The following is a 23150-nucleotide window of genomic DNA, read 5'->3' as shown; positions in this document are numbered from 1 at the left end:
CGACACCGCCCCAATGAGCTGGCCGACTACGTCGTCGGGGCGTTCGCTTGCCCACCACCGGGTTGCCGGCGAATATCGGTCGCCGCGACCTGCACGAACACGCCAGTATCTTCGGCCATCAGCAGCCCGCGACCACGGGGCAGCGGCCCGCCCTTCATCTTGCCGCGAATGAAGCCCTCATCCGGGTCGGCGTCCATCACCAGCAACGGCGCATTGGCCTGGTGCAGAGCTCGCAGCATCGGATCGCTGCCCGCCGACGACCAGCCACCGAAGGTGCGCGTGACGATCACGTGCAAGCCGACATCCGCAGCCCTGTTCACCCAGGCAACAGCCTTGTGAAGGGGCGAATCGAATCCCGGCGGCAGCTGCTGGATGTCGTCAACGAGCAAGAAGATCTCCGGACCGCTCCACCACGACCGAGACAACAACTCCTCGGCGGACAACCCGGGTGGCGGCTCACGACCGGACAACGCCGCAGCGAGTTCGCCCATCATCGCCTGCACGCCGTCGAGGTTGTAGGCGAACTTCTCCATGTACTCCGAGCCCAGCGTCGTCAGCAATTGTCGACGCGGGTCGATCAGCCAAACCTGCGCCGACCGTTGCGACGTCGGCGGTGCGCTGCTCGCGCCCGGGGCGTACAGCCGGCCAATCTCGGACATGATGGTGGCCAGCGCCGTCGTACGCCCACATTCGCGTCGACCGGTCACCATGAGATGGGAGTTCTCGGCAAAATTGAGGTAGACGGGCTGCAGGTCCAATTCCGATATAGCCCAGGCAATTCCGCCTGCCCCGACGCCCTGGCGGGTGTCGCGCGCCGCCAACTCCCGCACTTGTTCCACACCGAATTTCGCCGGCAACCGGCGAACTGGGGGGGCCTGGGTGCTTGTGAGCCGGCTGACCGCCGCGACCACGCTGTCGCACTCGAAGACGTTGTCGGGCGTGCTGGCCAGAGCCGGCCGAGCCACCAGGGTATGCAGACCTGCCTGCGGGTCGCTGTCCAGTCGGACGTAGTTGACCGCAACCATGCCGCGTCCCGGCTTGACCGGAACGTCCTTGGCGAATCGGGAGCGCACCAGCTTGGCATCCTCGACCGCGGCGAGCCGCAGCTCGACACGTGACCCGAAGCCGCTGCGGACGGGTGGACGCAGCTCCGATTCGCGATCAGCGGTGACCACAACGTGCACCCCAAACGACGGGCCCTGGTTGATGATCACGTTTACCTGATCGATCAACACCTCGTTCTCCTCGGCGAGTGCCCGGTAGTTGTCAACGACCAAGAAGACATCGCCGAACCCGTCGTTGGGCACGGGGCCTGACTCACCGCCGAACTTGCGCCGCCGGAACATTTCCATCGACGCGATTCCGCATTCGAGGAAGCTGCGTTTGCGCTCACGCACCAGCGCCAGCAACTCGGCCACCGTCCGGCGTACACCGTACGGATCGGTCGGACCCGCGACCTCGCCCACGTGCGGCAAGCGGGCCACCGTGGTCAACGCGGTGCTGCTGTAGGCCAGGCAATAGAACTGGAGTTGCTCCGGTGTGTGAGTCAGTGCCGCCGAACAGATCAGTGTCTGCAGTGCGGTGGTCTTGCCCGAACCGCCAGCACCCAGAATCAGCACATTGGCGCCAGGTCCGGAAGTGTCGACCGTCCACGGTGGTTGGTCATGCTTGAACGGGCGGTCGATGATCCCGATCGGGAAGATCAGATTCCGTGCCGAGCCGTAGTCCTTGTGCCATGGGTGTCCCAGGAAGCGATTGATCAGATCGTCGATCGCGACGGGTTGGGTCAGCGGTGGCTGCCACAGCCGGTAGGGCTCGAACTTGATGTTGCGCAGCTGATCGATGATCACCGTGCCGACCTTCGGCGTCCGCAGGGCTTCTTCTTCCTCGTCTTCCTCGGCGTCGAAGTCCTCGGGTTCGACCACTTCGCCGTTGGCGTGTGCGACGACCTTGTCGATCTCCGGTCCGCCCACACTCACCTCGAGAGGGGTGAAGGAGTTGGTAAACAGTTGCGGGCGAATGTAATCGATGCTGTGCGCCAACACCGGTGCTTCCTCGCCGTCGATGTTGACGCCGGGTTGATGGTAGTCCCGCCACAGGAACTCGGCTTGGAACCGGGTGATGTCTTCCAGACTCCTCCGGAAGTAGCCGAGCCCGGCCTGTGCCGGCAGGTTCACGGCATTGGGCACCCCGGCTGCCTGTGCCGCCCCGGCGGTACGGGCTTTGAGCACCAAGCGATAACCCATGTTCTCCATGAGTTTTTCGGCTCGGCTCTCGATCGTCTGCGACGCCATCATCAAGTGGATCCAATAGGCGCGGCCCTGTCGACCGATCGAGTCGAGGACGTCGACCGCGGTGGGCATGATCCGGAACCACTCGTAGAACTCGTCGATGACCACGACGAGCATCGGCAACGGTTCCATGTCTTGGCCACGCGCCCGCATGCGGCCGCGCACCGAGTTGTACTCCTTGGCGTCGTCGACGCCGGCGCTGTCGCAGACCGCTTTGCGGCGTGCGATCTCGCCCCACAGTGCGTCGAGGAAGCGCTCCATCAACGCCTGGTCTTCTTCGAGGTCGGTGATGATTCGCGATACGTGCGGCACGCCGGCAAACGGCTTGACCGCCGAACCGCCCTTGAGGTCAGCCAGAACGAACTGCAATTCCTCCGGGGGGTGGCCGAGCATCAATGATTCGATCACGGTTCGCACCAGGGTCGACTTCCCGGAACCCGTTGTCCCAGACATGACGCCGTGTGGGCCATCGCCGCCCTCGTCGAGCGACTTCATGTCCAAAAACAGCAATTCGCTGTTGTCGGAACGGATTCCAAACGGTACGCGTAATCGCGCCCGACCCATCGTGTCGGTGCGCCTGCCCCACAGCGCGTCGAAGTCGATGTTGCCCGGGTCGTCAACTCCGTAGTAGGCCATGATGTCTCGGGCACCGATATGGGCCACCCGCTGACCGATCTCTTCGTAGGCCTCGGCCAGCCGCCACTGCGCCAATTTCTGCCCAAACTCTTCGGCCTCGGCGGCGCTGAAATGGTCGGTGAGCGCGAAGAACCAGGCCTTGTCATCGATCACCATCCAGGTGTCCCGGTCGCGGGGCAGCGCCTCGATGATGCCCATTTCGTCGAACTCCAACTTCCGCTCGCCGACCTCGGTCCACATCGGGGCGCCGGTCAAGTCGAAGAACGTCACCCCGTCGACACCTTCGGCGCTGATCACGTACTCCCATTGCGGATCGTCGACGTCGGCGATGATCACGTGGTGGGGTGTGGGAGTCTGTGCCGACGAACTGGCGTGGCGGGGTGTGAACGAACCACGGCCGGCGAAGAGCTCGGCCTGTTCCGCGGCAAATTCCCGCACGGAGCTGTAGACCATCCTCGCGTTGCCGGCTGCGTCATAGCGCCGTGAATCACCGAAATGCGGAAGCCACTTCACCCAGTCCCACTCGTCCAGATCGGAACTGACAACAACCATCTGCACATGGTCCGGACCATGCGAGAACGCCAACTGGCAGATGATGGCCCGCATCAGTCCCAGAACTTGCTCGCGCCCCCCGACGAGCGCATACCACGGTTCGACCAGCAGCGAGATCATCTTCGGCAAGTTGTAGACGACGCTTTGGTAGCGGCCGAATTCCTGCAGTGCCTTGCCCGTCACCGGTTCCAGCTCGATGTCGGTCGGCATGTTCTGCGGCTCACCCCACGTGACCTCGGGGCGCGTCATACCCACGCCGACGCGGACGACGCCGAAGTTGAGGTCTTTGCCGTCAGGTTTGCGCTCCCACATGCGCGACGATCCCACTGCGGCCGCGAGTGTGGTGGGTGCCGGGTGGAACCATCGGTAGTTGTCGTCCATGCTGTCCGCCGACTCCTGGGCGGTCTCGCGCAGCATGTCCAACATCAGCATGAACTGGGCGCGCATCGAATCCAGCTTCGGCCGGCTCATTTGCTGCTGGCCACCGCCCATGCCGCGGAACATCATCATCATGATCCCGCCCATCATGAAGATGGGGAAGATCGAGCCGACGCCGCCGAACACCCGTGAACCGCTGGCGAAGGTCATGGCGATCATGCCACCCAACAGGCCGATCACCACGACACCAACCACGATCATCCACCATGGCTTTCCCTCAGGTGGCGGGATGCTCAACGGCGTCGGCAGGACGACGTTCTCCGGCTTGACTACTGGAGCCTTTTGCGGTGTCGGGCGCGCAAAACCACGTTTCACTTTGGTACCACCAACTCTGAAGGGGTCATGTCTATCGGTAGCGTGTCGTGTTCCACCAATGCATCTGCTCGCGAAAGCGTCGGGCCCTGCGGCAACAGCCGCAGCGCCACCCAGGGCGCCAAGCTCGGCGACAGGGTCAGACCCAGCGCCTCGCGTGACTCTCTTGTATCTTCCACCCCGAACCGGGCGCCCGCATAGGTCAGCCACCACAGAGATTCCATTGTTTGGGCGCCCGGATGGTTGCCGGTAACGGCCACGAAGTTCCCATAGTCGGGGCCGAAGTAGACCTGGTCGGCCTGGCGGCCGGTCGTGTCGGCCTTCACCAGCGTGACGATCTTGTTCATCTCCGATTGTGCGATCGGAAGAGTCGGCCCAGACACCACTTTCACACGGGCTCGGTTCTCCCCGCCGGTCCGTTCCCACCACCAGCAGGTCGACGGATTCTCCCGGATGTCGAGCACGTTCAACGGCTCGTCGGGATATGCAGACAGATCCAGATGATTGACCACCGGCATCTTTGCCAGGGCTGAGGGCTCGACCGTCAACGGTTTGGCGTTGCCCGGGCCACCGGCGTTCTGCATGACCTGGGCGACCAACGGCGGAAGCGTTTGCACGCCGTCGGCCAGCACCAACGAATACTGTTGCGGCCCACTGATTTGCGGTGTGACGAGGATCGTCCCGACCGGGCCGGGCGCACCCGGGAAGGTCGCCGGATCTCCCACATCCGGTACTTGGGGTACCAGCAATTCGGGCCCCACGGGCACGGCATCGTAGAGCGCCCGGCTCATTGGCTTCGCCTGGCTGACCTGCTCCGGTGTCAAACCCAGCGGCAACAGCACCGAGCGGTTGGTCGGCTCGATGCGCGAGCGGCGCCCCTCCCGGATGACCCAGGCATCACCGCCGTAGCGCAACACCACCGCGTCCGAACCGATCAACTGGTGGCGATGGCCGGTGAGGTCCGGGGTTCCATCGATAACCGTCACCGTCACGCCCTGCGGTGCTCCGACACCCGAGGAGGTGGCCACGGTGTCGCACACCAGCCACGACGACGCAGGTGGGCTCTTCGGGGCGAATTCTGACGGGGCACCTGGGATGCCTACCAGCGGTCCGTGCGGCAAGGTATCGATCTGGCTTGTCCGAACCTGGTGGGGATTGTCGGCCCGTCCGGTAATCAGGCGGGCCGAGGCCAAATTCAGCGCCGGGTACAACCTGTCACCCACCCGGACGTAGAGAGCGCCGGAGCTGCGGTCAGCGATTATCGGTGAATCATCTATCTGGCCGGACGGGCTGATGAACGACCACAGCAGCGCCCCCAGGCAAATCACCAACGCGGCTGACACCGAGGCCACCACAGCTAACGTTTGCCGCCGGCCCGGCTCGATCTCCATACGCACACGCCAACGGGTCAAGGCCATTGCGGTTCGACGCGCCAGGAACTGGTAACCCGTTACCTGGGTCCGCGTCGACAACCCGAGGCCATAGCCAGACCCCCGCTGTCCGCGGCTCTCTTCAGCCACGTTAAATCACCTTCCGGTCAGGATGCCCGAATATTGACTTGCATTTTTTGCACAGCGCCAATCACGTCAAAAACCGTAGGGCACCCGCACAGACACCGCCATCTGACACGGGATCGAGCCGGGTCCCCCAAGGATTCATCGTGTCTATACAGGGCATCGTAGCTTCGATTTGCCACACGGGCGTGCCGAGTGGCTAACTCACCCCTCTATCTCACCGATATCGCCGTGAGCTGTGAAGCAACCACCGGCCTCGACCGGCGAAGTCGCCCGCGGTTTGGCGTGCTCGGCCTCCGGCCGGCCGCACAGGTGCCCCGAAAACCGGACCCGTGATGGGCCGGGTCAGCGCCCAGCGGCTCCGGTACGCAAGATGGGCGACATGACTGAGCTCGCTGGATCGTTGGTCGAACTGGTCCGGCGATTCGGTATCGCCACCGAGTACGCGGATTGGACCGGTCGCCAGGTGCGCGTCTCCGAGAGCACGCTGGTGGCTGTTCTCGCTGCTCTCGGCGTTTCCGCGCGGACCGAAGAGCAACGCGATGCAGCCCTTGCGGCGCAGCTGAGGGCCTATTGGTCGCGTCCGTTGCCGCCCACCATTGTGGGGCGCGGCGAACAGACCAGCTTCTGGGCACATGTCACTCACGGAGCACCCGCCGAAGTATGGTTGCGTCTCGAGGACGGCACCGAACGCACAGATGTGGCGCAGGTCGACAACTTCACCCCTCCGTTCGATCTTGACGGACGCTGGATCGGCGAAGCCAGCTTTGTCCTCCCCCATGACCTGCCGCTCGGCTATCACCGCGTGCATCTACGTTCCGGCGACTATCAGACCAGCAGTGCCCTCATTGTGGCGCCGGATTGGCTCGGGCTGCCGAAACGCCTGGGAACCGGTCGCGCCTGGGGCCTGAGCACCCAGCTTTACAGCGTGCGTTCGCGACAGTCATGGGGAATCGGCGATCTCACCGATCTGGCCGACCTTGCGCTGTGGTCAGCCAGCCAACACGGCGCCGACTATGTGCTGGTCAATCCGTTGCACGCGGCGGCGCCCACAACACCCATGGAACCGTCGCCGTACCTGCCCACGTCGCGCCGCTTCGTCAACCCGCTCTACCTGCGGGTCGAGGCAATCCCCGAGTTCACCGATCTACCCAAGCGTGGCCGCGTGCGGCGGTTGCGCGCGCGAGCACGAGAGCGGGCCGAGGACCTTGACACCATCGATCGCGATAGCGCGTGGGCGGCCAAGCGCGAGGCCCTCAAGCTGATACATGGTGTGCCGCGGTCGGCAGGTCGCGAGCTGGCGTATGCGGCCTTCCGTGCCCGCGAGGGTCGCGCGCTTGACGACTTTGCTACCTGGTGCGCCCTAGCCGAGAGACACGGCGACGACTGGCACGGGTGGCCCACATCGCTGCGGCACCCCGATGCCGAGGGTGTCGGTGAGTTCGTCGACAAATATGCCGATGCGGTCGATTTCCACCGTTGGCTGCAGTGGCAGCTCGACGAGCAGCTCGCTGCGGCACAGTCACATGCGGTGCGCGCGGGGATGTCGCTGGGCATCATGGGAGACCTCGCGGTCGGAGTGCACCCTAATGGTGCCGATGCCTGGGCTCTGCAGGACGCGCTGGCGTCGGGTGTGACCGCCGGCGCCCCGCCCGACGAGTTCAACCAATTGGGCCAGAACTGGTCACAACCGCCGTGGCGGCCGGACCGGCTCGATGAGCAGGAGTATCGCCCCTTCCGTTCACTGATCCAGGCGGTGCTACGGCACGCCGGCGGGGTACGCATCGACCACATCATGGGAATGTTCCGGTTGTGGTGGATACCCGATGGTGTTGCGCCCACCGAAGGTACATATGTGCGCTACGACCACGAAGCGATGATCGGCATCGTTGCCCTCGAAGCGCACCGAGCGGGGGCAGTGGTGGTCGGCGAGGACCTCGGCACGGTCGAGCCGTGGGTCCGCGACTACCTGATGTCGCGCGGCTTGCTGGGCACCTCGATTCTGTGGTTTGAGTTGGCACAGGGGGCTCCGCTGGCGGCCGAACGCTGGCGGGAGTACTGCTTGTCGTCGGTTACCACTCACGACCTGCCGCCGACTGCCGGCTACCTGGCCGGCGACCATGTGCGGTTGCGGGAAGCCCTGGGGTTGTTGACCCGCCCGGTGGACACCGAACTCGAATCCGACCGGGCCGAGCGGGCAGCCTGGATCGCCGAGCTGCGCCGAGTCGGCCTGCTGGCAGCCGGTGCCGAGCCCAGTGCGGACGAGACCGTACTGGCTCTCTACCGCTACCTGGGTCGCACGCCGTCGCGGTTGCTCGCAGTGGCACTTACCGACGCGGTCGGCGACCGCCGGACACAGAATCAGCCGGGCACCACCGATGAGTACCCGAACTGGCGGGTGCCGCTGACCGGCCCCGATGGCCGGCCGATGCTGCTCGAGGACATCTTCTCCGATCCCCGAGCGGCCACCCTGGCCGAGGCAATGCGGGTCAACACCGCCCCCGCGGCTGTCCGACGCCGGTCCGGCTGTGCCGCAGAACCCTAGCCGCAGAACCCTAGGAGGCGCCCCACGTGGCGTCCAATTGCTCGGCCACGTCGATGATCTGGGCGGCTTGCGAGTGCGGCGAATCGATCTCTTCGGCGACGTACTGGGCGATGAACCGCCGGATCTCGCCGTCGACCCCGGCGATGATGCGCAATACCTCGCCGCGAATGGACTTCGACGACACGTTGACGGTGATGTCGGAGGGCCTGGGTTTGGAAACATCGACAATAAGCAGCAGCGGCTCTGCCGCGCGTGCGGTAGCGCGTAGCGCAATGTCTCCGGCGACGACAAAGCGCTGTTTGTCGAGCCGCAGGTCGAGGAGCAGATCGATCGACAACGGGATGTGAATGGTGAAGGTAATGAGGTCGCCGAGTTTTCGCGTCACGCGCGGCTCTCGGATCTTGACATTTGCGCTGACCTTGGCGATTTTGCCGGGCCCCTGAGCAATCGGCTCCATCGCAAACTCACTGCCGGCGACGTCGGCCAACGCTGCTCCGACGCGGTCAGGAGTGACGGCCACCTCGAAGAATCTGCGGCCGAATTCTTCGTAAGAGAGGTAGTCGTGATTTTGCATAGGCTTATACCGTCTCATGCCAGCCGCCAAATGGGCTGCTGATCTGCTCGCGTCGCCCGAATTTGACCCCGAATCCGAAATCGGAAACCGCGTGACGAACGCGTCTCGTCGCGCACTGTGATCTGCGCCGTCTGGCGCCGAGTTGTGAACAACACCACAAGCTGCCGCTTCGATTCGGTGTGTCGGCCGACAGCCTGCCAGGCTGTGGGTAATTGGAGGTGTTGGAGTCTCATGTGCGCCCACGAATTTCCTGAGCGGCGCTCGGCCGCATCCCGGGCCGAGGGCGTACTCGCCTGGCTCGGCGGCGGACACTGGCGCGAGCTCGGCGAGCGCCACGAGCGGTCCACTCATGCCGTGACAGGCGCGGTTGTGCTCCTCGGCGCCGCGCTGGCCTGGCTGGTCGCCAGCCTGGCGGTGAGTGAGTCGACCCACGGGCCGACGTCGGTCCCCATGTTGTTGATCGTCGCGCTGACCCTCGTCTTCGGCTTGCTGGTGGGGGCGATAGCCCGTGGAACGGCTAGTGGCGCTGCTCGCGGCTGGCTTGGCCTCGCAGGACGTGCTGCGGTCGCCGCGGCTGTCGGTGTCATCGTCGGCGAGTTCGCTTCGCTGGTCATCTTTTCCGGTTCGATCGACCGCCGTCTCGACGAGCAAGCCCTGCATAGTGCCGACTCGACGCCCGCAGTCGCGCAGGCGTCGGCCGCCCTCGACCAGACGCGCGAAGTGCGCGCTTCCCTGGACAACGCTGTCGACCAAGCCCGCGAGCACCTGGACCAAGCCCTCGTCGTCGCACGCTGCGAATACCATCCGACACCGGCCTGTCCGCAAACCCGCATCACCGGCGTTCCGGGCCGAGGGCCCGAAACCCGAACGGCGAATGAGCTTCTCGCCGATGCACGCAATGAACTGGACAACGCGATGGCGGCTCGTGATCGCGAAGTGCCCGCGTTGGACTTCAAAGCAGCCCACGATGAGCAGGCCCTGGCCGAGGCGCGCGATGCCGTGGTGGCGAATGCGGGTCGCGGCTTGGGCGCACGCTGGGTCGCGATGAACGACCTGACGACCGGTCGTGGCGGGGATCAGGCCGGCAGCGCGGGCGCCTTGATGTTGCGGCTGCTGACGATCGCCTTCTTTGTACTGCTCTACCTACTGCCGCTGATTCTGCGACTCTGGCGCGGCGAGACGACCCACGATCGGCACGCGACCGCGCGTGCGGAGCGCGAACGGGCGGAGCTAGAGGCCGACACGGCGATCGCGGTCAAGCGGGCCGAAGTGCGCCGCGCCGCCGAAATCATGTGGGCCGAGCACCAACTCGCCCAGACCCGCCTCGCCATCGAAGCTCAGGTGGAAATCGACCGCGAAGAGCAACGCCGTCGAGTCGTGGAAGCGCTCGAAGGCCCCGTGCGCGCCGTGTCGCAGCGTGCCGTCGACCCAGTGGAGGAAGACGTGGACCCAGTGGAGGAAGAGATGTATCTGCCCATCGCCGCCGAAGCGGAGGCAGCCAGCCGGGAAGTGGCCGCATTGCCTGCTGGGACACACGACGCCTGTGCCGACGTGGCGGAGAACCTTCCGGCACAGATCGAGTCCGAGGGCGAGGTTGAGCCCCGTGCCGACCGGGGGGCACTCGCCATTCCTTCGATTCCGGACGCCACCAAGGCCGCCGCCCGCTGGATGCGTCCACTGGTGCCGCCGTTCGTCGCGCGGGTCATCGACAACACGACGGCCCCGTTCCGTTCCGCCCGGCAGGTGTTCGAGGAGGTCGAAGAGATCGCGTTTTCCTTGAAGCGAACCCACAAGGTGACAGTCAATTCTGAGAGCTCCGACGCCGGTGATGAGCCGTCAGCGACATCCCCGGCTGTCGAGTCCCCTGTTCGCTCCAACCGGATCGAATCATCACGCGGCCAGGCCAGCACCGGCGAGCATAGCCGCCTGGACGCGCGTGAGGAACGGCGCTTAGGGCAGGTGACCGCGAACGATGTGACGGGCCTTTCGCTGGCGTCGGCCGGGCGCGACAGCCGACGCGAGCTGAGCAAACACGACGGACCACAGGAGTTACGGTCACCCGAGGGTCCGCGCGAGTTGCCTCCTTCGACGTAGCGGCGTCCGCAACGTGTACGAGAGTGCGTTGGAGTCACCGGGGTCTCCTTCCGGTCACCGCGTATGATCTGCCGACGGTAGGGAATCAATCGGCGGGGTGGGGTCCCGAGCGGCCTTTCGAGTAGTTGCATTTCGACTAGTTGCACATGGATTGGGAGCAGGACAAGGATCTTGTGGGTCTCGTGACAGCAGCAATTCCAGGGCAGAAGCTCGCGGTGGCATCCGAACGGTCAATCGCGGCGTCGGCGGCGATATGAAGGTCAACATCTTTCTCGCGGACGCAGCCCAAGCAGAGGGCAATTCGGGCAAGATCCATGCTCTCGGGCTAGGTTGGCGGCAATGCCAGACGCCCACTCCCCCTTTCGCTTTGGTGGTGTTTCTGGATATCGACTGGGACGAGACCAACAAACCGCACAAGCTGACATGCCAACTTCTGACCACCGATGGCGAGCCTGTAATAGTGTCTGGACCACAGGGGCCACAGCGGATCCTCTTCGAAGCGGCAGCCGAAGCCGGCCGCGCGCCGGGGGCAATCCATGGCACGTCGGTGCGAATGCCTCTCACACTCAACATTCCGGCCGGGATCCCCTTGGAGCCAGGGATTTACGAGTGGCGGGTCGAGGTGGAAGGTTTCGCGATGGCCACGGCTGTCGAGGCGTTTGTTGTGGCGAACGCGGCCGCCGCGCCCCCACCACCCGAATAGCGCACCAATCGAGCCACCTCAGCACTCAGGTCACTTCCACCCCTGAAATCTGCTGTCCTGCGGGTGGAATCGTTCCGGTCAACGCCCAGCTACCGTACCGCCAACTCCAGGGACGCGAGGCGGCGCACCAGAATGCTCGGCAGCCAGCGTCCCCGTTCGGCTACCTCGATCACTGACGTGCGATCGAGCAGCAGCCGCAAGACGATCTGAGCCTCCAAACGGGCGAGCGCAGCGCCGACGCAGAAGTGTGCCCCTTTCCCGAAACTGATGTGGCCCTTGCCTCCGGGGCGGTCGAGGCGGAACTCCTCCGGCGTCTCGAACTGTGCGGGATCCCGGTTGGCCGCCCCCCACAACAACAAAAGGTGCGAGCCCGCGGACAGCTCGACGCCACCGAGGATGGTGTCATTTCGCACGTGGCGGTAGTGGCCGCGAAACGGCGATTCGTAGCGCAGAGTTTCCTCGATGAATGGTCCGAGCAGCTCCGGATCGCTGCGCACCCGTTGCTGGATATCGGGACGGGTTGCCAGAATCCACGCCGCGCTGCCCAGCAGGGATGCAGTGGACTCACCCCCTGCGGCGAACAAGGTGACCATGATCAGGGTGGCTGTGAGAGCGTCTACCTCCCCCGATGCGCAGGCTCTCGCCAGCTCGCCCAGCAGGTTGTCCTGGGGATCGGCAGCGGCCCGACCCAGTTGCTCGGTGATGTAACCGCTGAGCTCTAGCGCAGCGACGCCCGCGGCAGCGAGCTGATCCTCATCGACCAGGCCTTCGAGTAGCTGGGTGGCCGCGTATCCCCACTTGACCAACTGGTCGACGTCGGCGGAGGGCACGCCGATCAGTTGAGCAACCACCATCATGGGCAGGCGGTTGGCCATGGCGCCCATCCACTCGATGCGCCCAAGTTCGAGGCCGTCGACCCAAAGCCGCTCAGCGGTCTCGGTGGCGAACCGCTCCATGACGCGGATCCGCTTGGCGGCCAGGTGACGCACCAGAAGCTTGCGATGCACCGCGTGGGCCGGATCGTCGGCGGTGGCCAGCACGTGGGTTGACCCGCCCAGTCGGTCCATCTCGAACGGCTCAACCTTGCCCTCGGCCGTGTACGTCATCGTGGCGGTCAGATTCGACGAAAAGTCCTCGGCACGATTGACGGCCTCGTGGACCGCATCCCAACCGCACGCGGCATAGAAGTCCGAGTCTGCGATGCGCTGGACGGGACCCGCGGCGCGCATGCGCTCGTAGAGCGGGTACGGATCCTGTATAGATTCCGCACCAAAAAACGTGACAGTCTCGCTAGCGGCTGGCATTTCTCCAGCCTGATCGGGCCCACAGCTACACGTCAACGACAGCGCGGTAAGTCAAGACCTCCGTTGCGGCAATGCGCCGTCGGCTCGTCTCACCGCGCACGACAGACCTGCGAGAACGGTCAGAATAGACGTCACTTGCGTCTCATGGCGAGAAAGGATGCGCGCACCTTTCACCCTGAAACTCCGGTGTCCGAAGATTCGGGTGGGTTCGACTAGTTGCCGCCGGAGCCGCCGTCACCGCCGTCACCGCCGGTGCCGCCGTCGCTCAAACCAACACCGGTGGGGGCGTTGCCGGGGTCGCCGGGCTGCCCGGCGCCAATGATGCTGATGATCCCGCTCCCGCGGCCACCTTGGCCACCGTCACCGCCGTCACCACCGAAGCCACCCGATTCGCCGGCGAATGGCGGCGCCGGAGGGACACCGTCGCCACCGTCGCCACCGTCGCCACCGCTACCGCCGTTGCCACCGGTTCCGTCGCTGCTGTCGCCGCCAAAACCGCCGTCGCCACCGTCGCCGCCGTTGGTGGGCGATTGCCCGAGGGCGATGTCACGGCCGTTGCCGCCGTCGCCGCCGTCGCCGCCGGTGCCGCCGATGACGCCGTCGCCCCCATCACCGCCGCGGCCGCCAACTCCAGTGTCGGGCCCGCCCGCGCCGTTGCCGCCGTTACCGCCGCTACCGCCACTACCACCGTCACCACTCGAACCAGAACCGCCGTTGCCGCCGTTGCCACCGTCGCCTCTGGAACCGTTTGCCTTGGAAGAACCGCCGTCACCGCCGTCGCCTCCGACACCACCGGTGGCGCCAGAGCCGCCGCTTCCGCCGTCACCGCCATCCGCGCCCTGGATGGTGTCCAACAGTCCGCTGCCAGCGCTGCCGCCGTTGCCACCGCTGCCACCGTCACCGCCAGCGCCTCGGGTGCCGGGGGCACCGGCTTCACCCGGGTCGGAGCCGGCGCCACCCGCCCCACCGGCGGCTATGAAGGGGGAGCTGTTGCCGCCTCGACCGCCACTACCGCCAGGGGTCGCGACGTCAAACACTGTGCCATCCGCGCCGTCGGCGCCGTCTCCGCCGTTACCGCCGTCACCATTCTGTCCGCCGGCCCCGCCGTCCCCGCCAGCACCTTGGGTGCCGGCGTCACCATTGGCGGCAGCGCCGCCGAGGCCGCCATCACCGCCGTTTCCACCGTCACCGCCGATACCGCTCCACCCACCCGCAACGCCGTTGTCGCCCGGATTCGAGCCGGGGGAGCCATTGGCGCCGTTGCCGCCGGCCCCACCCTGCCCGCCGGTTCCACCGTCCCCGCCGGCGCCGCCGTTGCCCGCTTCGGTGCCGCCCATGCCGCCGGCCCCGCCGACACCACCAGCCCCGCCGGGGTTGCCGTCCTCTCCAACAACACCCGAGCTCGAGCCCGCGGCACCTGCGGCGCCGATCCCGCCGTTTCCACCCTTTCCGCCGGCTCCGCCGTCGCCGTACAGTCCGGCGTTGCCGCCGGCCCCGCCGGACCCGCCCGTGCCGCCGGTGCCGCCACTGAGATGTTGGGCGCCGTTACCGCCGTTGCCGCCGCTGCCGCCGTTGCCGTACAGCCCGCCCTGACCGCCGGCCCCGCCGGCCCCGCCCGGGCTGCCGTCGCCCGTGGTCACACCACTACCGCCAGTGCCGCCGTTTCCGCCGTTACCGCCTGTGGTGGGCGTGGCCCCGGTCGCGCCGTCCAAACCGTGGGTGGAGCCGCCCCCGCCGTTCCCGCCTGCCCCTCCGGCCCCGTTGTTACCGCCGTTGCCTCCCCTGCCACCGGCCGCGCCGGTGCCCGCGGCGGTGTCTCCTCCGTTGCCGCCGTTACCAGCAACCCCGCCGGCGCCGCCGATGCCGCCGTCGCCGCCATCGCCGGTGTCGTACCCGGCCGCCTGTGCGAGGCCGCCGCTCCCACCATCGCCACCGGACCCGCCGGTTCCGCCGTGGCCGCCGCTGCCGCCGCTTCCGCCTAGCAGGGTGCTGTTCCCTGCGGTTTGCGCGTCGGCGCCATCGGCGCCGTCACCACCGTTGCCGCCGGTGCCGCCGGTGCCACCGGCCCCACCGGCACCGCCGTTGCCAGCGTTCAGTCCGCCCATACCACCATTGCCGCCGGTACCGCCGGCCGCGCCGGTCGCGCCGTCACCACCGGGGCCGCCGAGTCCAAAATCGCCCGGAGGGGTGCCGGGGTCGCCAGCTGAGCCGTGACCGCCGGCGCCGCCGGAACCGCCGTCGCCGCCGTTGCCGACCAGTCCGCCGTTGCCACCGTCTCCGCCGGTCCCGCCGACCTGGCCGGTATCGCCGCTGCCGCCGGTGCCGCCATCGCCGCCATCGCCGCCGCCCCCCATGCTGCCGGTAGCGCCCTGGGAACCCGTCGTGGCACCGGTGCCTCCCGCTCCCCCGGCTCCCCCGTTGCCGGGGTTACCGCCGTTGCCGCCGTTGCCGCCGGCCGCCCCAGAGCCCGCGGCGGCATCGGCGCCCCGGCCACCGTCACCAGCGATCCCACCGGTCCCGCCAGCACCGCCGTCACCGCCCGCGCCGTCGCTGTACCCGATCGCCTGCGCAAGGCCACCGGCCCCACCCTGGCCACCGGTCCCCCCGACCCCGCCATTACCGCCGCTACCACCGTGCCCACCGGCCACGGCGGTGCTGCCGGTCCCGCCGATAGCGCCCGCACCACCGGTCCCGCCGACACCACCAGCGCCACCGTCACCGCCAGTGCCCGCTGCCGCCCCACCCATGCCGCCGGCCCCGCCGGCCCCGCCGGCCGCGCCGACACCGCCGGTGCCACCAGGATTGCCCGGGAAGCTGGGGAAGCTACCGGTTTGGCCCTGCCCGCCAGCGCCACCGGCTCCACCGCGGCCGCCGTCGCCGACCAGCCCGCCGTTGCCGCCGGCCCCGCCGGTCCCGCCGATCTGACCGGTTCCGCCGCTACCACCGTTGCCGCCATCGCCGCCGTTACCGCCGCTGGTGGGGCTGGCCCCGTTCGCACCCTGTGCACCTGTGCTGGAACCGCTGCCCCCGGTCCCGCCGGTCCCGCCCTGGCCGTTGTCACCGCCATGGCCGCCCTTGCCGCCGGCCGCCCCAGAGCCCGCGGCGGCATCGGCGCCCCGGCCGCCGTCACCAGCGATCCCACCGGTCCCGCCAGCACCGCCGTCACCGCCCGCCCCGTCGCTGTACCCGATCGCCTGCGCAAGGCCACCGGCCCCACCCTGGCCACCGGTCCCCCCGACCCCGCCATTACCGCCGCTACCACCGTGCCCACCGGCCACGGCGGTGCTGCCGGTCCCGCCGATAGCGCCCGCACCACCGGTCCCGCCGACACCACCAGCGCCACCGTCACCGCCAGTGCCCGCTGCCGCCCCACCCATGCCGCCGGCCCCGCCGGCCCCGCCGGCCGCGCCGACACCGCCGGTGCCACCAGGATTGCCCGGGAAGCTGGGGAAGCTACCGGTTTGGCCCTGCCCGCCAGCGCCACCGGCTCCACCGCGGCCGCCGTCGCCGACCAGCCCGCCGTTGCCGCCGGCCCCGCCGGTCCCGCCGATCTGACCGGTTCCGCCGCTACCACCGTTGCCGCCATCGCCGCCGTTACCGCCGCTGGTGGGGCTGGCCCCGTTCGCACCCTGTGCACCTGTGCTGGAACCGCTGCCCCCGGTCCCGCCGGTCCCGCCCTGGCCGTTGTCACCGCCATGGCCGCCCTTGCCGCCGGCCGCCCCAGAGCCCGCGGCGGCATCGGCGCCCCGGCCGCCGTCACCAGCGATCCCACCGGCCCCTCCATTGCCGCCGGCCCCACCCGCACCGTGGCTGCCATCGGCGTATCCGGTCGCCTGCGCATGGCCGCCGGCCCCGCCGTTACCACCGGACCCGCCGTTACCGCCGGCCCCACCGTTTCCACCGTCACCCCCGTTGAGGTCGGCGCCCGGATCGCCGTCAACGCCCCGACTGCCGGCAGCGCCACCGCCTCCGTCGCCGCCCGCACCACCTGCACCCCCGGCGCCGCCGTGGCCGGCGTTGGCCCCACCCATGCCGCCCGCCCCACCGCCACCGCCACCCCCGCCAGCCTGGCCGGACGTACCCAGCAGGCCCGCGTCGGTGCCGGCGTAGCCGTTGCCGCCGTCACCGCCGGTCCCGCCGTTGCCGACCAACCCGCCGTCACCGCCGCGCCCGCCGGCCGCACCCGATACGCCGCCCCCGGGTGCATCAGCGCCGCGGCCCCCCGCACCGCCGTGACCACCACTAGTCGGGCCGGCTCCGGCGGCACCGGTCGCACCCGTGGTAGCACCGGTGCCGCCGGTCCCACCGGCTCCACCCATACCCGGGTCACCGCCGCGCCCACCGGCCCCGCCGACACCACTGCCACCACCATCAAAGGTGCCCAGCGCACCAGCTCCGCCGTCACCGGCAACCCCGCCGACCCCACCCGCGCCACCGTCTCCGCCGGCACCCTGGCCGCCCAAGAAACTGATCAGCCCGCCCCGACCGCCAGCGCCACCGACTCCGCCGGCCCCACCGGTGGCACCGTTTCCGCCCTGGCCGCCGACACTGCCCAAAGCAACTCCGTTGGCACCGGCACCACCGCCACCGCCGGCCCCTCCGACGCCGCCAGCACCGCCGGCACCGCCGGCACCGATCAACCACCCACCGCGGCCGCCTGCACCGCCATCGCCTGCGTCGCCGCCGACACCCCCGGCCTCACCGGCACCGCCCGACACCCCGCCAGCACCGGCGACACCACCAGCGCCGTGCGCGCCGGCACCGCCCTGCCCGCCGGCGCCCCACAACCCAGCCGCACCGCCGTCTCCGCCGTTGCCGCCAGTACCGCCCGCCGGACCCTCGCCGCCAGCACCACCAGCACCACCGTTGCCGAACCACTGCCCGCCAAGTCCGCCATCCCCGCCGGCCGCGCCGTTGCCCGAACCCGCACCGGCACCCCCGACACCGCCGACACCGCCAGAACCCACCACCCAGGCGTTGCCGCCGGCACCACCGACCCCGCCGCCCTGCGCACCGGTCCCGCCGACACCGCCGGCACCGCCGTCGCCGATCAACCCGCCGCGACCGCCAACCCCACCCACACCCCCAAGACCGCCGGCCGCGGCGCCACCGGCCCCACCGACACCGCCGCGACCGTACAAAATCCCCGCGCGGCCACCAGCCCCACCGGCACCCGCGGCCTGACCCAGCCCCGCTGTCCCGCCGGCACCTCCGGCACCTCCGTTGCCGATCAGCCCCGCGGCCCCTCCGGCCCCGCCAGCCTGTCCCACCCCACCAGATCCGCCGTCGCCACCGTTGCCCCACAGGATCCCGCCGGCCCTGCCGGCCTGCCCGGTACCCGCCGCCCCACTGGCGCCGTCACCGATTAATGGCCGGCCCAACAACGCTAGGGTCGGTGCATTGACCGCGTTGAGGACATTCTGCTCAACGTTTGCCAGCTCGGTCCACAAATAGGAGCCCGCACCGGCAGTTAACGTTTGCGCAAGCCGGTCGTGAAACTCCGCCACCTGAACACTGATCGCCTGATATTCGCGGGCATGGGTCCCGAACAACGCCGCGATCGCTGCCGAAACCTCATCCTCGGCAGCGGCCAGCACCGTTGTGGTCGAATCCGCCGCGGCGGCGTTGGCCGCGCTGATCGCGGACCCGATCCGGGCCAAATCCGACGCCGCCGCGTCCAGGAGCTCGGGCGCCACACTCACAAACGACATCTCGCAGCCTCCAGTCAACGCACTCAAAAGACTCTCCAAAAAGAAGCGTGACCTGCGACAATATGCCGGTCAACCGGATCAGCACAGGTTGACAACGGCAGTTGTCCGCCATGCTTCCCGGGGTATCTCACGTGAGATCTCAACCTGCACCGATGCGGCAAAACCTCGGTGCTCGCGTCTCACCCAGAGAAGAAATAACTTCACTCTTGCCCGGACGGGACACCCGACGTGCGTGCCGACGATTGACTCGTCGGATCCGGTTGCCGCACCACCGCCGCTGAACGTGTCTATGCCGCCGCAGCCGACCTCATCACCCGCGACGGACTCAGCACACAAGTTAGCCAGCTAAGCCCACTGTTCCCGAGCAGCCAGCTACCGTCACGTCGGCGGCCGGGCGAGAGCGACGAGTAACCGCCATCCCGCTCTCGGAGTCCCGCCACTCGGTGCCTTTGGCCCGCCGGGGAGGTTCATGGCCTCCGGGCGCAGGCGTTGACGCTGGGCACAAACGACCTCCGCCACCTCCGCGCGGACTGTCTACGGCTAGCTCCGCTAACTACCCTCAACACCGAAAATCCGCAGCTCAAAGGGGGTTGCAACAAGTTGAATAGCACCATCGCACAGCTGCAGCCCTGGCGTTTCTCACCGAGACGCCACTACCAGCAACGATGCTGCGACATCACAGGCCTATTGTCTCATTCATAAGAAACTGTGCTTCTGGTGTCAACAGGTGCTGTGTGAGACACTCTAAAGCCTGTGTCTCAACAACAAGGACGGGCGCCAGTTCCAGGCGAAGAAGGACTTCTCAACAGTGGCTAGTGACGATTGGCTTGTCGGAGGCGATCGCCGCGCAGTTGCGGCCGAACGTATCTATGACGCCGCAACTGACCTCATCGCCCGCGACGGAATGAACGCGCTCGACATCGACAAGTTGGCGACCCGCGTCCACTGCTCACGAGCGACCATCTACCGCTACGTCGGTGGCAAAGCTCAGATCCGCAACGTCGTGGTGGCCCGAGCCGCGGCTCGGATTGTCGATGCCGTGGGTTCGGCGGTCGCCCAGTTGCGCGGGCGGGAACGCGTCGTCACCGCAATCTTGGTGGCCCTGCAGCGAATCCGGTCCGATCCGCTGGGCCAGATCTTGATCACCTCCATCCACGGCGGCGCCCACGAAGTGGCCTGGCTAGCAGAGTCGGGGCTGCTTGCCGACTTTGCGAGCGATGCCAGCGGAATAGGCGGCGGTGATCGCCAAGCTGCACTATGGATCGTTCGCGTGGTGATGTCGCTCATGTTTTGGCCGGCCGACAATGACAAGGCCGAGCGGCAGCTGGTGGAACGATTCGTCGGCCCCGCCTTTGCCGAGTAGCCCGCGGCGGCAGCGCCGATTTGCCCACCAGCAGCTCTGCGGTCAGACGGGCTAGGCGGGGCAATGTTCAGGTCCCGGTTGTTGTCTGGTCGCCCCCCGACGCGCCAGGATCGGTCCCATGACCGATATCGATTTCTCGGTACTCGACGTGCCACGATCGGCGCCGGTTGCAGACCCGGAGGCCTACTTGCGTACCGCGATCGCCTGGCACTTCGGCGCAGACACAGGTTCCGCATTCTGGTTGCGCGCAGCCAAGACACTGACCTTCAACCCGTTAACGGACGTGACCAGCTTCGATGATCTGCGATTGTTTCCCAATCTCCTCAACGAACTGCGAAGCGTACCCGTCGAGGACCTGATTCCCCGGGGCTACGGATCGCCGGCGCCGCTGCCCCAGATATTTGAGTCCGGCGGCACCACCGGGCTTCCCAAACGAACCGTGCAGATGCCGGATTGGATTGAACAAGTCCTCCGGTGGCAAACCGAGGACTTTGCCGCGGGCGGCTTCCTGCCTGGTCGCGGCTTCCTGTGCCTGATGCCGAGCGGCCCGCATGGGGTAGGTTACTTCTCTCGGTTGGTTTCCCTGCGGCTAGGCTCCATGTTCTTTCCGATCGACCTAGATCCCCGCTGGGTCAAGAAGATTGCCGCCCGCAACGCCGACACGTCGGCCTACGTCGACCACGTTATCGAGCAAGCCAGATTCATTCTTCAAACCCAGAACGTCGCGAATCTACAGACCACACCCCCGCTGTTTGAGGCGATGGCCCGCAACGAGCGCGTCTGCGACCTCGTCAACGAGAAGATCCGCTACGTGCTGCTCAGCGGGGCACACCTGGACGCCGACACACGTGATCTGCTGCACGTAATCTTTCCGAACACACCAATCACCATGGTTTTCGGCAGCACGATGATCCTGTCCCAAGCGGCCACCCGCAGTGTCGATGAAACGTACGTTTTTGATCCGCGCACACCATACGTGGTTTTTCGGGTGGTCGATCCGGACAGCGGCGAAGCCGTGGATATCGGCGAACGTGGCCAGGTGGTGATGAACCACATCAGTAAGGCAATGTTCCTACCCAACAACCTAGAACGTGACAGCGCGATCCGGATGCGTGGGCTCCAAGGACAAGTGGGCGATTCGATCAGCCAGGTGCAACCTGTGGCCACCTTCGAGGGCACGACCGTGATCGAAGGCGTCTACTGACCATGACCTCCACGGGGCACGAGAAAACAATTCCCACAGCGGATTTGGCCCCCATCGAAGCGCTGGGCACTGACGGCGCCTACCGGACCCGCAACCGTGACACTATCGCCGACACATCCGGGATATCGCTTGCCGAGCTGAGCATCGTGCCACCGCTGTATGTTTCGCGCACCCTGAGCGCACAACGCAAGTCGGGTCCGCTGGCGGCGGCACACCGTCAGCAGGCGCTGGCACACGCCGCCCAGGTTTTCGCGACCGCGGACATCGCCGGGTTGGACTTCGGCACCTACGTAGGCCTAGCCAGCCGGATGTCGGGGTTGCCGATCGCGGCGATGCGGGCCGGGGCCCGCGGTGTGGCCGACGCCGTTGGTTCGGCGTTCGACGCGGTGCGGCCGGCCCGGCCGGTGGGCGCGGCATTCGACTGGCGCGACGTGCACACCGGCACGGGCGGCGCGGTGTGGGCCCGGCGTGGGCAGGTCTTCGCGGTGCTCGCCGCGGGCAACGGTCCGGGCGTTCATGGCCTCTGGCCGCAGGCGTTGGCGCTGGGATACCGCGTCGCTGTGCGCCCGTCTCGCCGCGAACCATTGACCGCACACCGACTGGTGCATGCCCTGCGCCACGGGGGGTTTCGCCCTGCAGACGCGGTATACCTGCCCACTGACCATCGCGGAGCCGACGAGATCATCCGGGCGGCCGATCTGGCCATGGTCTATGGCGGCCAGGACGTGGCTAGGAAATACGGCCACAGCCCAACGGTATTCGTCAACGGACCCGGATGCGCGAAGGTACTGATCACGGCCGACCGGGATTGGCGCGACCATCTCGACATCGTCGTCGATTCGATCGCCAACCTTGGCGGGATGGCGTGCGTCAACGCCACGGCGGTGTTTTTCGAGGGCGATCCCGTGCCGCTGGCTCATGCGATAGCCGACCGGTTGTCCGCGATCGAGCCGCTGCCCGCCGAAGACGAGCGGGCGATCCTGCCCACTCGAAGGATTGACGAGGCGTTAGCGATCGCGAATTATCTGAAGGCCACGGCAATGACGACCACACCGGTCCTCGAGGCCGATCAGGTTGTGGCCGACCTTGGCGACGGCTCCGCCGCTCTGCGCCCAGCCGTACACCTGTTGGCCACGCCCGAGGCCGACACCCTCAACGTCGAACTGGCGTTTCCGTGCGTCTGGGTGGCTCCATGGTCACGCGACGATGGTCTGAAACCGCTGCGTCATTCCCTCGTCGTGAACGCGATTACCCACGACGATGACCTGATCGATGACCTGCTGGCCGAGCCGACCGTCGCAAACGTGTTCCGCGGCAACTACCCAACCCACTACACGACACCTGATATCCCGCACGATGGGTTTCTGGCCGACTTCCTCATGCGCGGCAAGGGCTTCATCTCCGACTGATCAACACACCGCCATTGCCGAGTCGACGAGCAGCTCACCCCACTCCCGGCGGGCCGCCACCTGAGCCTCAAGAAAACTCTGACACGTCGTGCCGTTATCGACCGCTAAATGCACGAGTGCCCAAGAAATTTCGAAGAGTGACACACCATGGCGTTGTGCCGCGCTGTGCAGCTCGTCAAGCGCGAGTTCAGATGGACACCGTCGAAGACCAATGAGAATGCCGCGCGCCGTGTCGAGGATGCGCCCAGAATTCGTGCCGCGTGAGATCGGACTGACCCCCCAATTCGCCGTCACGCTATCGATACCTCCTTGTGAATCCCAGCCATTCCGCCAAGCTCTCGTAGCGGCCACGGCACGCACCGTTCGCGGCGGTGGCCCGGAAGGCGTACCGTGCCATGATTTGCGCCTATGGCCTCCGGCGCCAGAGCATTGTTGCTATCGGTATACCGCTGTGACCGTGTCGGTATCGACCAGACACCACCGCCACCATTTGGTCGTCA

At 67.3% G+C, this 23150-nt stretch carries 12 protein-coding genes; 6 read left to right on the top strand and 6 right to left on the bottom strand.

Features of this window, described 5'->3' with window-relative positions; translation table 11 throughout:
• Positions 1-26 precede the first annotated feature (26 nt).
• Complete coding sequence (gene eccCa / locus F6B93_RS11020) at positions 27-4232, bottom strand: type VII secretion protein EccCa (RefSeq protein ID WP_211699130.1); 4206 nt, start codon at positions 4230-4232, stop codon at positions 27-29.
• Positions 4229-5749: a type VII secretion protein EccB gene (eccB, locus tag F6B93_RS11015; RefSeq protein ID WP_211699129.1), complete on the bottom strand. Its 1521-nt coding sequence runs from the start codon at positions 5747-5749 to the stop codon at positions 4229-4231. Before eccB ends, eccCa begins: the two co-directional genes overlap by 4 nt.
• Before the next feature lie 376 nt (positions 5750-6125).
• On the opposite strand from eccB, the gene malQ reads away from it, so the two are divergent.
• Positions 6126-8288 carry a 4-alpha-glucanotransferase gene (malQ, locus tag F6B93_RS11010; protein WP_211699128.1) on the top strand — a complete coding sequence of 721 codons (2163 nt, stop codon included), beginning with the start codon at positions 6126-6128 and terminating at the stop codon, positions 8286-8288.
• Between the two features lie 10 nt (positions 8289-8298).
• Here malQ and F6B93_RS11005 read toward each other — a convergent pair whose 3' ends face one another.
• Positions 8299-8862 (bottom strand): hypothetical protein, encoded by a 564-nt coding sequence (locus F6B93_RS11005; RefSeq protein WP_211699414.1) that lies wholly within the window; start codon positions 8860-8862, stop codon positions 8299-8301.
• A 231-nt stretch (positions 8863-9093) separates the two neighbouring features.
• Between F6B93_RS11005 and F6B93_RS11000 the strand changes: the two genes are divergently transcribed.
• Positions 9094-10956, top strand: a complete 1863-nt coding sequence (locus F6B93_RS11000; protein WP_211699127.1) for a DUF4407 domain-containing protein — start codon at positions 9094-9096, stop codon at positions 10954-10956.
• 253 nt (positions 10957-11209) lie between these two features.
• Positions 11210-11659: a DUF6941 family protein gene (locus tag F6B93_RS10995; protein ID WP_211699126.1), complete on the top strand. Its 450-nt coding sequence runs from the start codon at positions 11210-11212 to the stop codon at positions 11657-11659.
• 89 nt (positions 11660-11748) lie between these two features.
• Here the strand turns inward: F6B93_RS10995 and F6B93_RS10990 are convergent, their stop codons facing one another.
• Positions 11749-12963 carry a cytochrome P450 gene (locus tag F6B93_RS10990; RefSeq protein ID WP_211699125.1) on the bottom strand — a complete coding sequence of 405 codons (1215 nt, stop codon included), beginning with the start codon at positions 12961-12963 and terminating at the stop codon, positions 11749-11751.
• Positions 12964-13175: 212 nt separating this feature from the next.
• The gene (locus F6B93_RS10985; RefSeq protein WP_211699124.1) at positions 13176-18674 is read right to left on the bottom strand and encodes a PE family protein; all 5499 of its coding nucleotides are present in this window, start codon (positions 18672-18674) and stop codon (positions 13176-13178) included.
• An 808-nt stretch (positions 18675-19482) separates the two neighbouring features.
• Between F6B93_RS10985 and F6B93_RS10980 the strand changes: the two genes are divergently transcribed.
• The 3 genes from F6B93_RS10980 (at position 19483) to F6B93_RS10970 (ending at position 22650) form a co-directional block, all read left to right on the top strand.
• Positions 19483-20037, top strand: a complete 555-nt coding sequence (locus F6B93_RS10980; protein WP_211699123.1) for a TetR/AcrR family transcriptional regulator — start codon at positions 19483-19485, stop codon at positions 20035-20037.
• Between the two features lie 118 nt (positions 20038-20155).
• Entirely contained in the window at positions 20156-21241 is a 1086-nt protein-coding gene (locus tag F6B93_RS10975) for an acyl-CoA synthetase family protein (protein ID WP_211699122.1), read from the top strand.
• A gap of 44 nt (positions 21242-21285) precedes the next feature.
• Positions 21286-22650: an aldehyde dehydrogenase family protein gene (locus F6B93_RS10970; protein ID WP_211699413.1), complete on the top strand. Its 1365-nt coding sequence runs from the start codon at positions 21286-21288 to the stop codon at positions 22648-22650.
• On the opposite strand, the gene F6B93_RS22805 is transcribed toward F6B93_RS10970, so the two are convergent.
• Positions 22651-22944: an ANTAR domain-containing protein gene (locus tag F6B93_RS22805; protein WP_246541069.1), complete on the bottom strand. Its 294-nt coding sequence runs from the start codon at positions 22942-22944 to the stop codon at positions 22651-22653.
• Positions 22945-23150 lie beyond the last annotated feature (206 nt).

The organism is Mycobacterium spongiae (assembly GCF_018278905.1).
GTDB lineage: Bacteria > Actinomycetota > Actinomycetes > Mycobacteriales > Mycobacteriaceae > Mycobacterium > Mycobacterium spongiae.
Note: the sequence above shows the minus strand (reverse complement) of the source record. Positions and strands in the feature narration are given on the sequence as shown.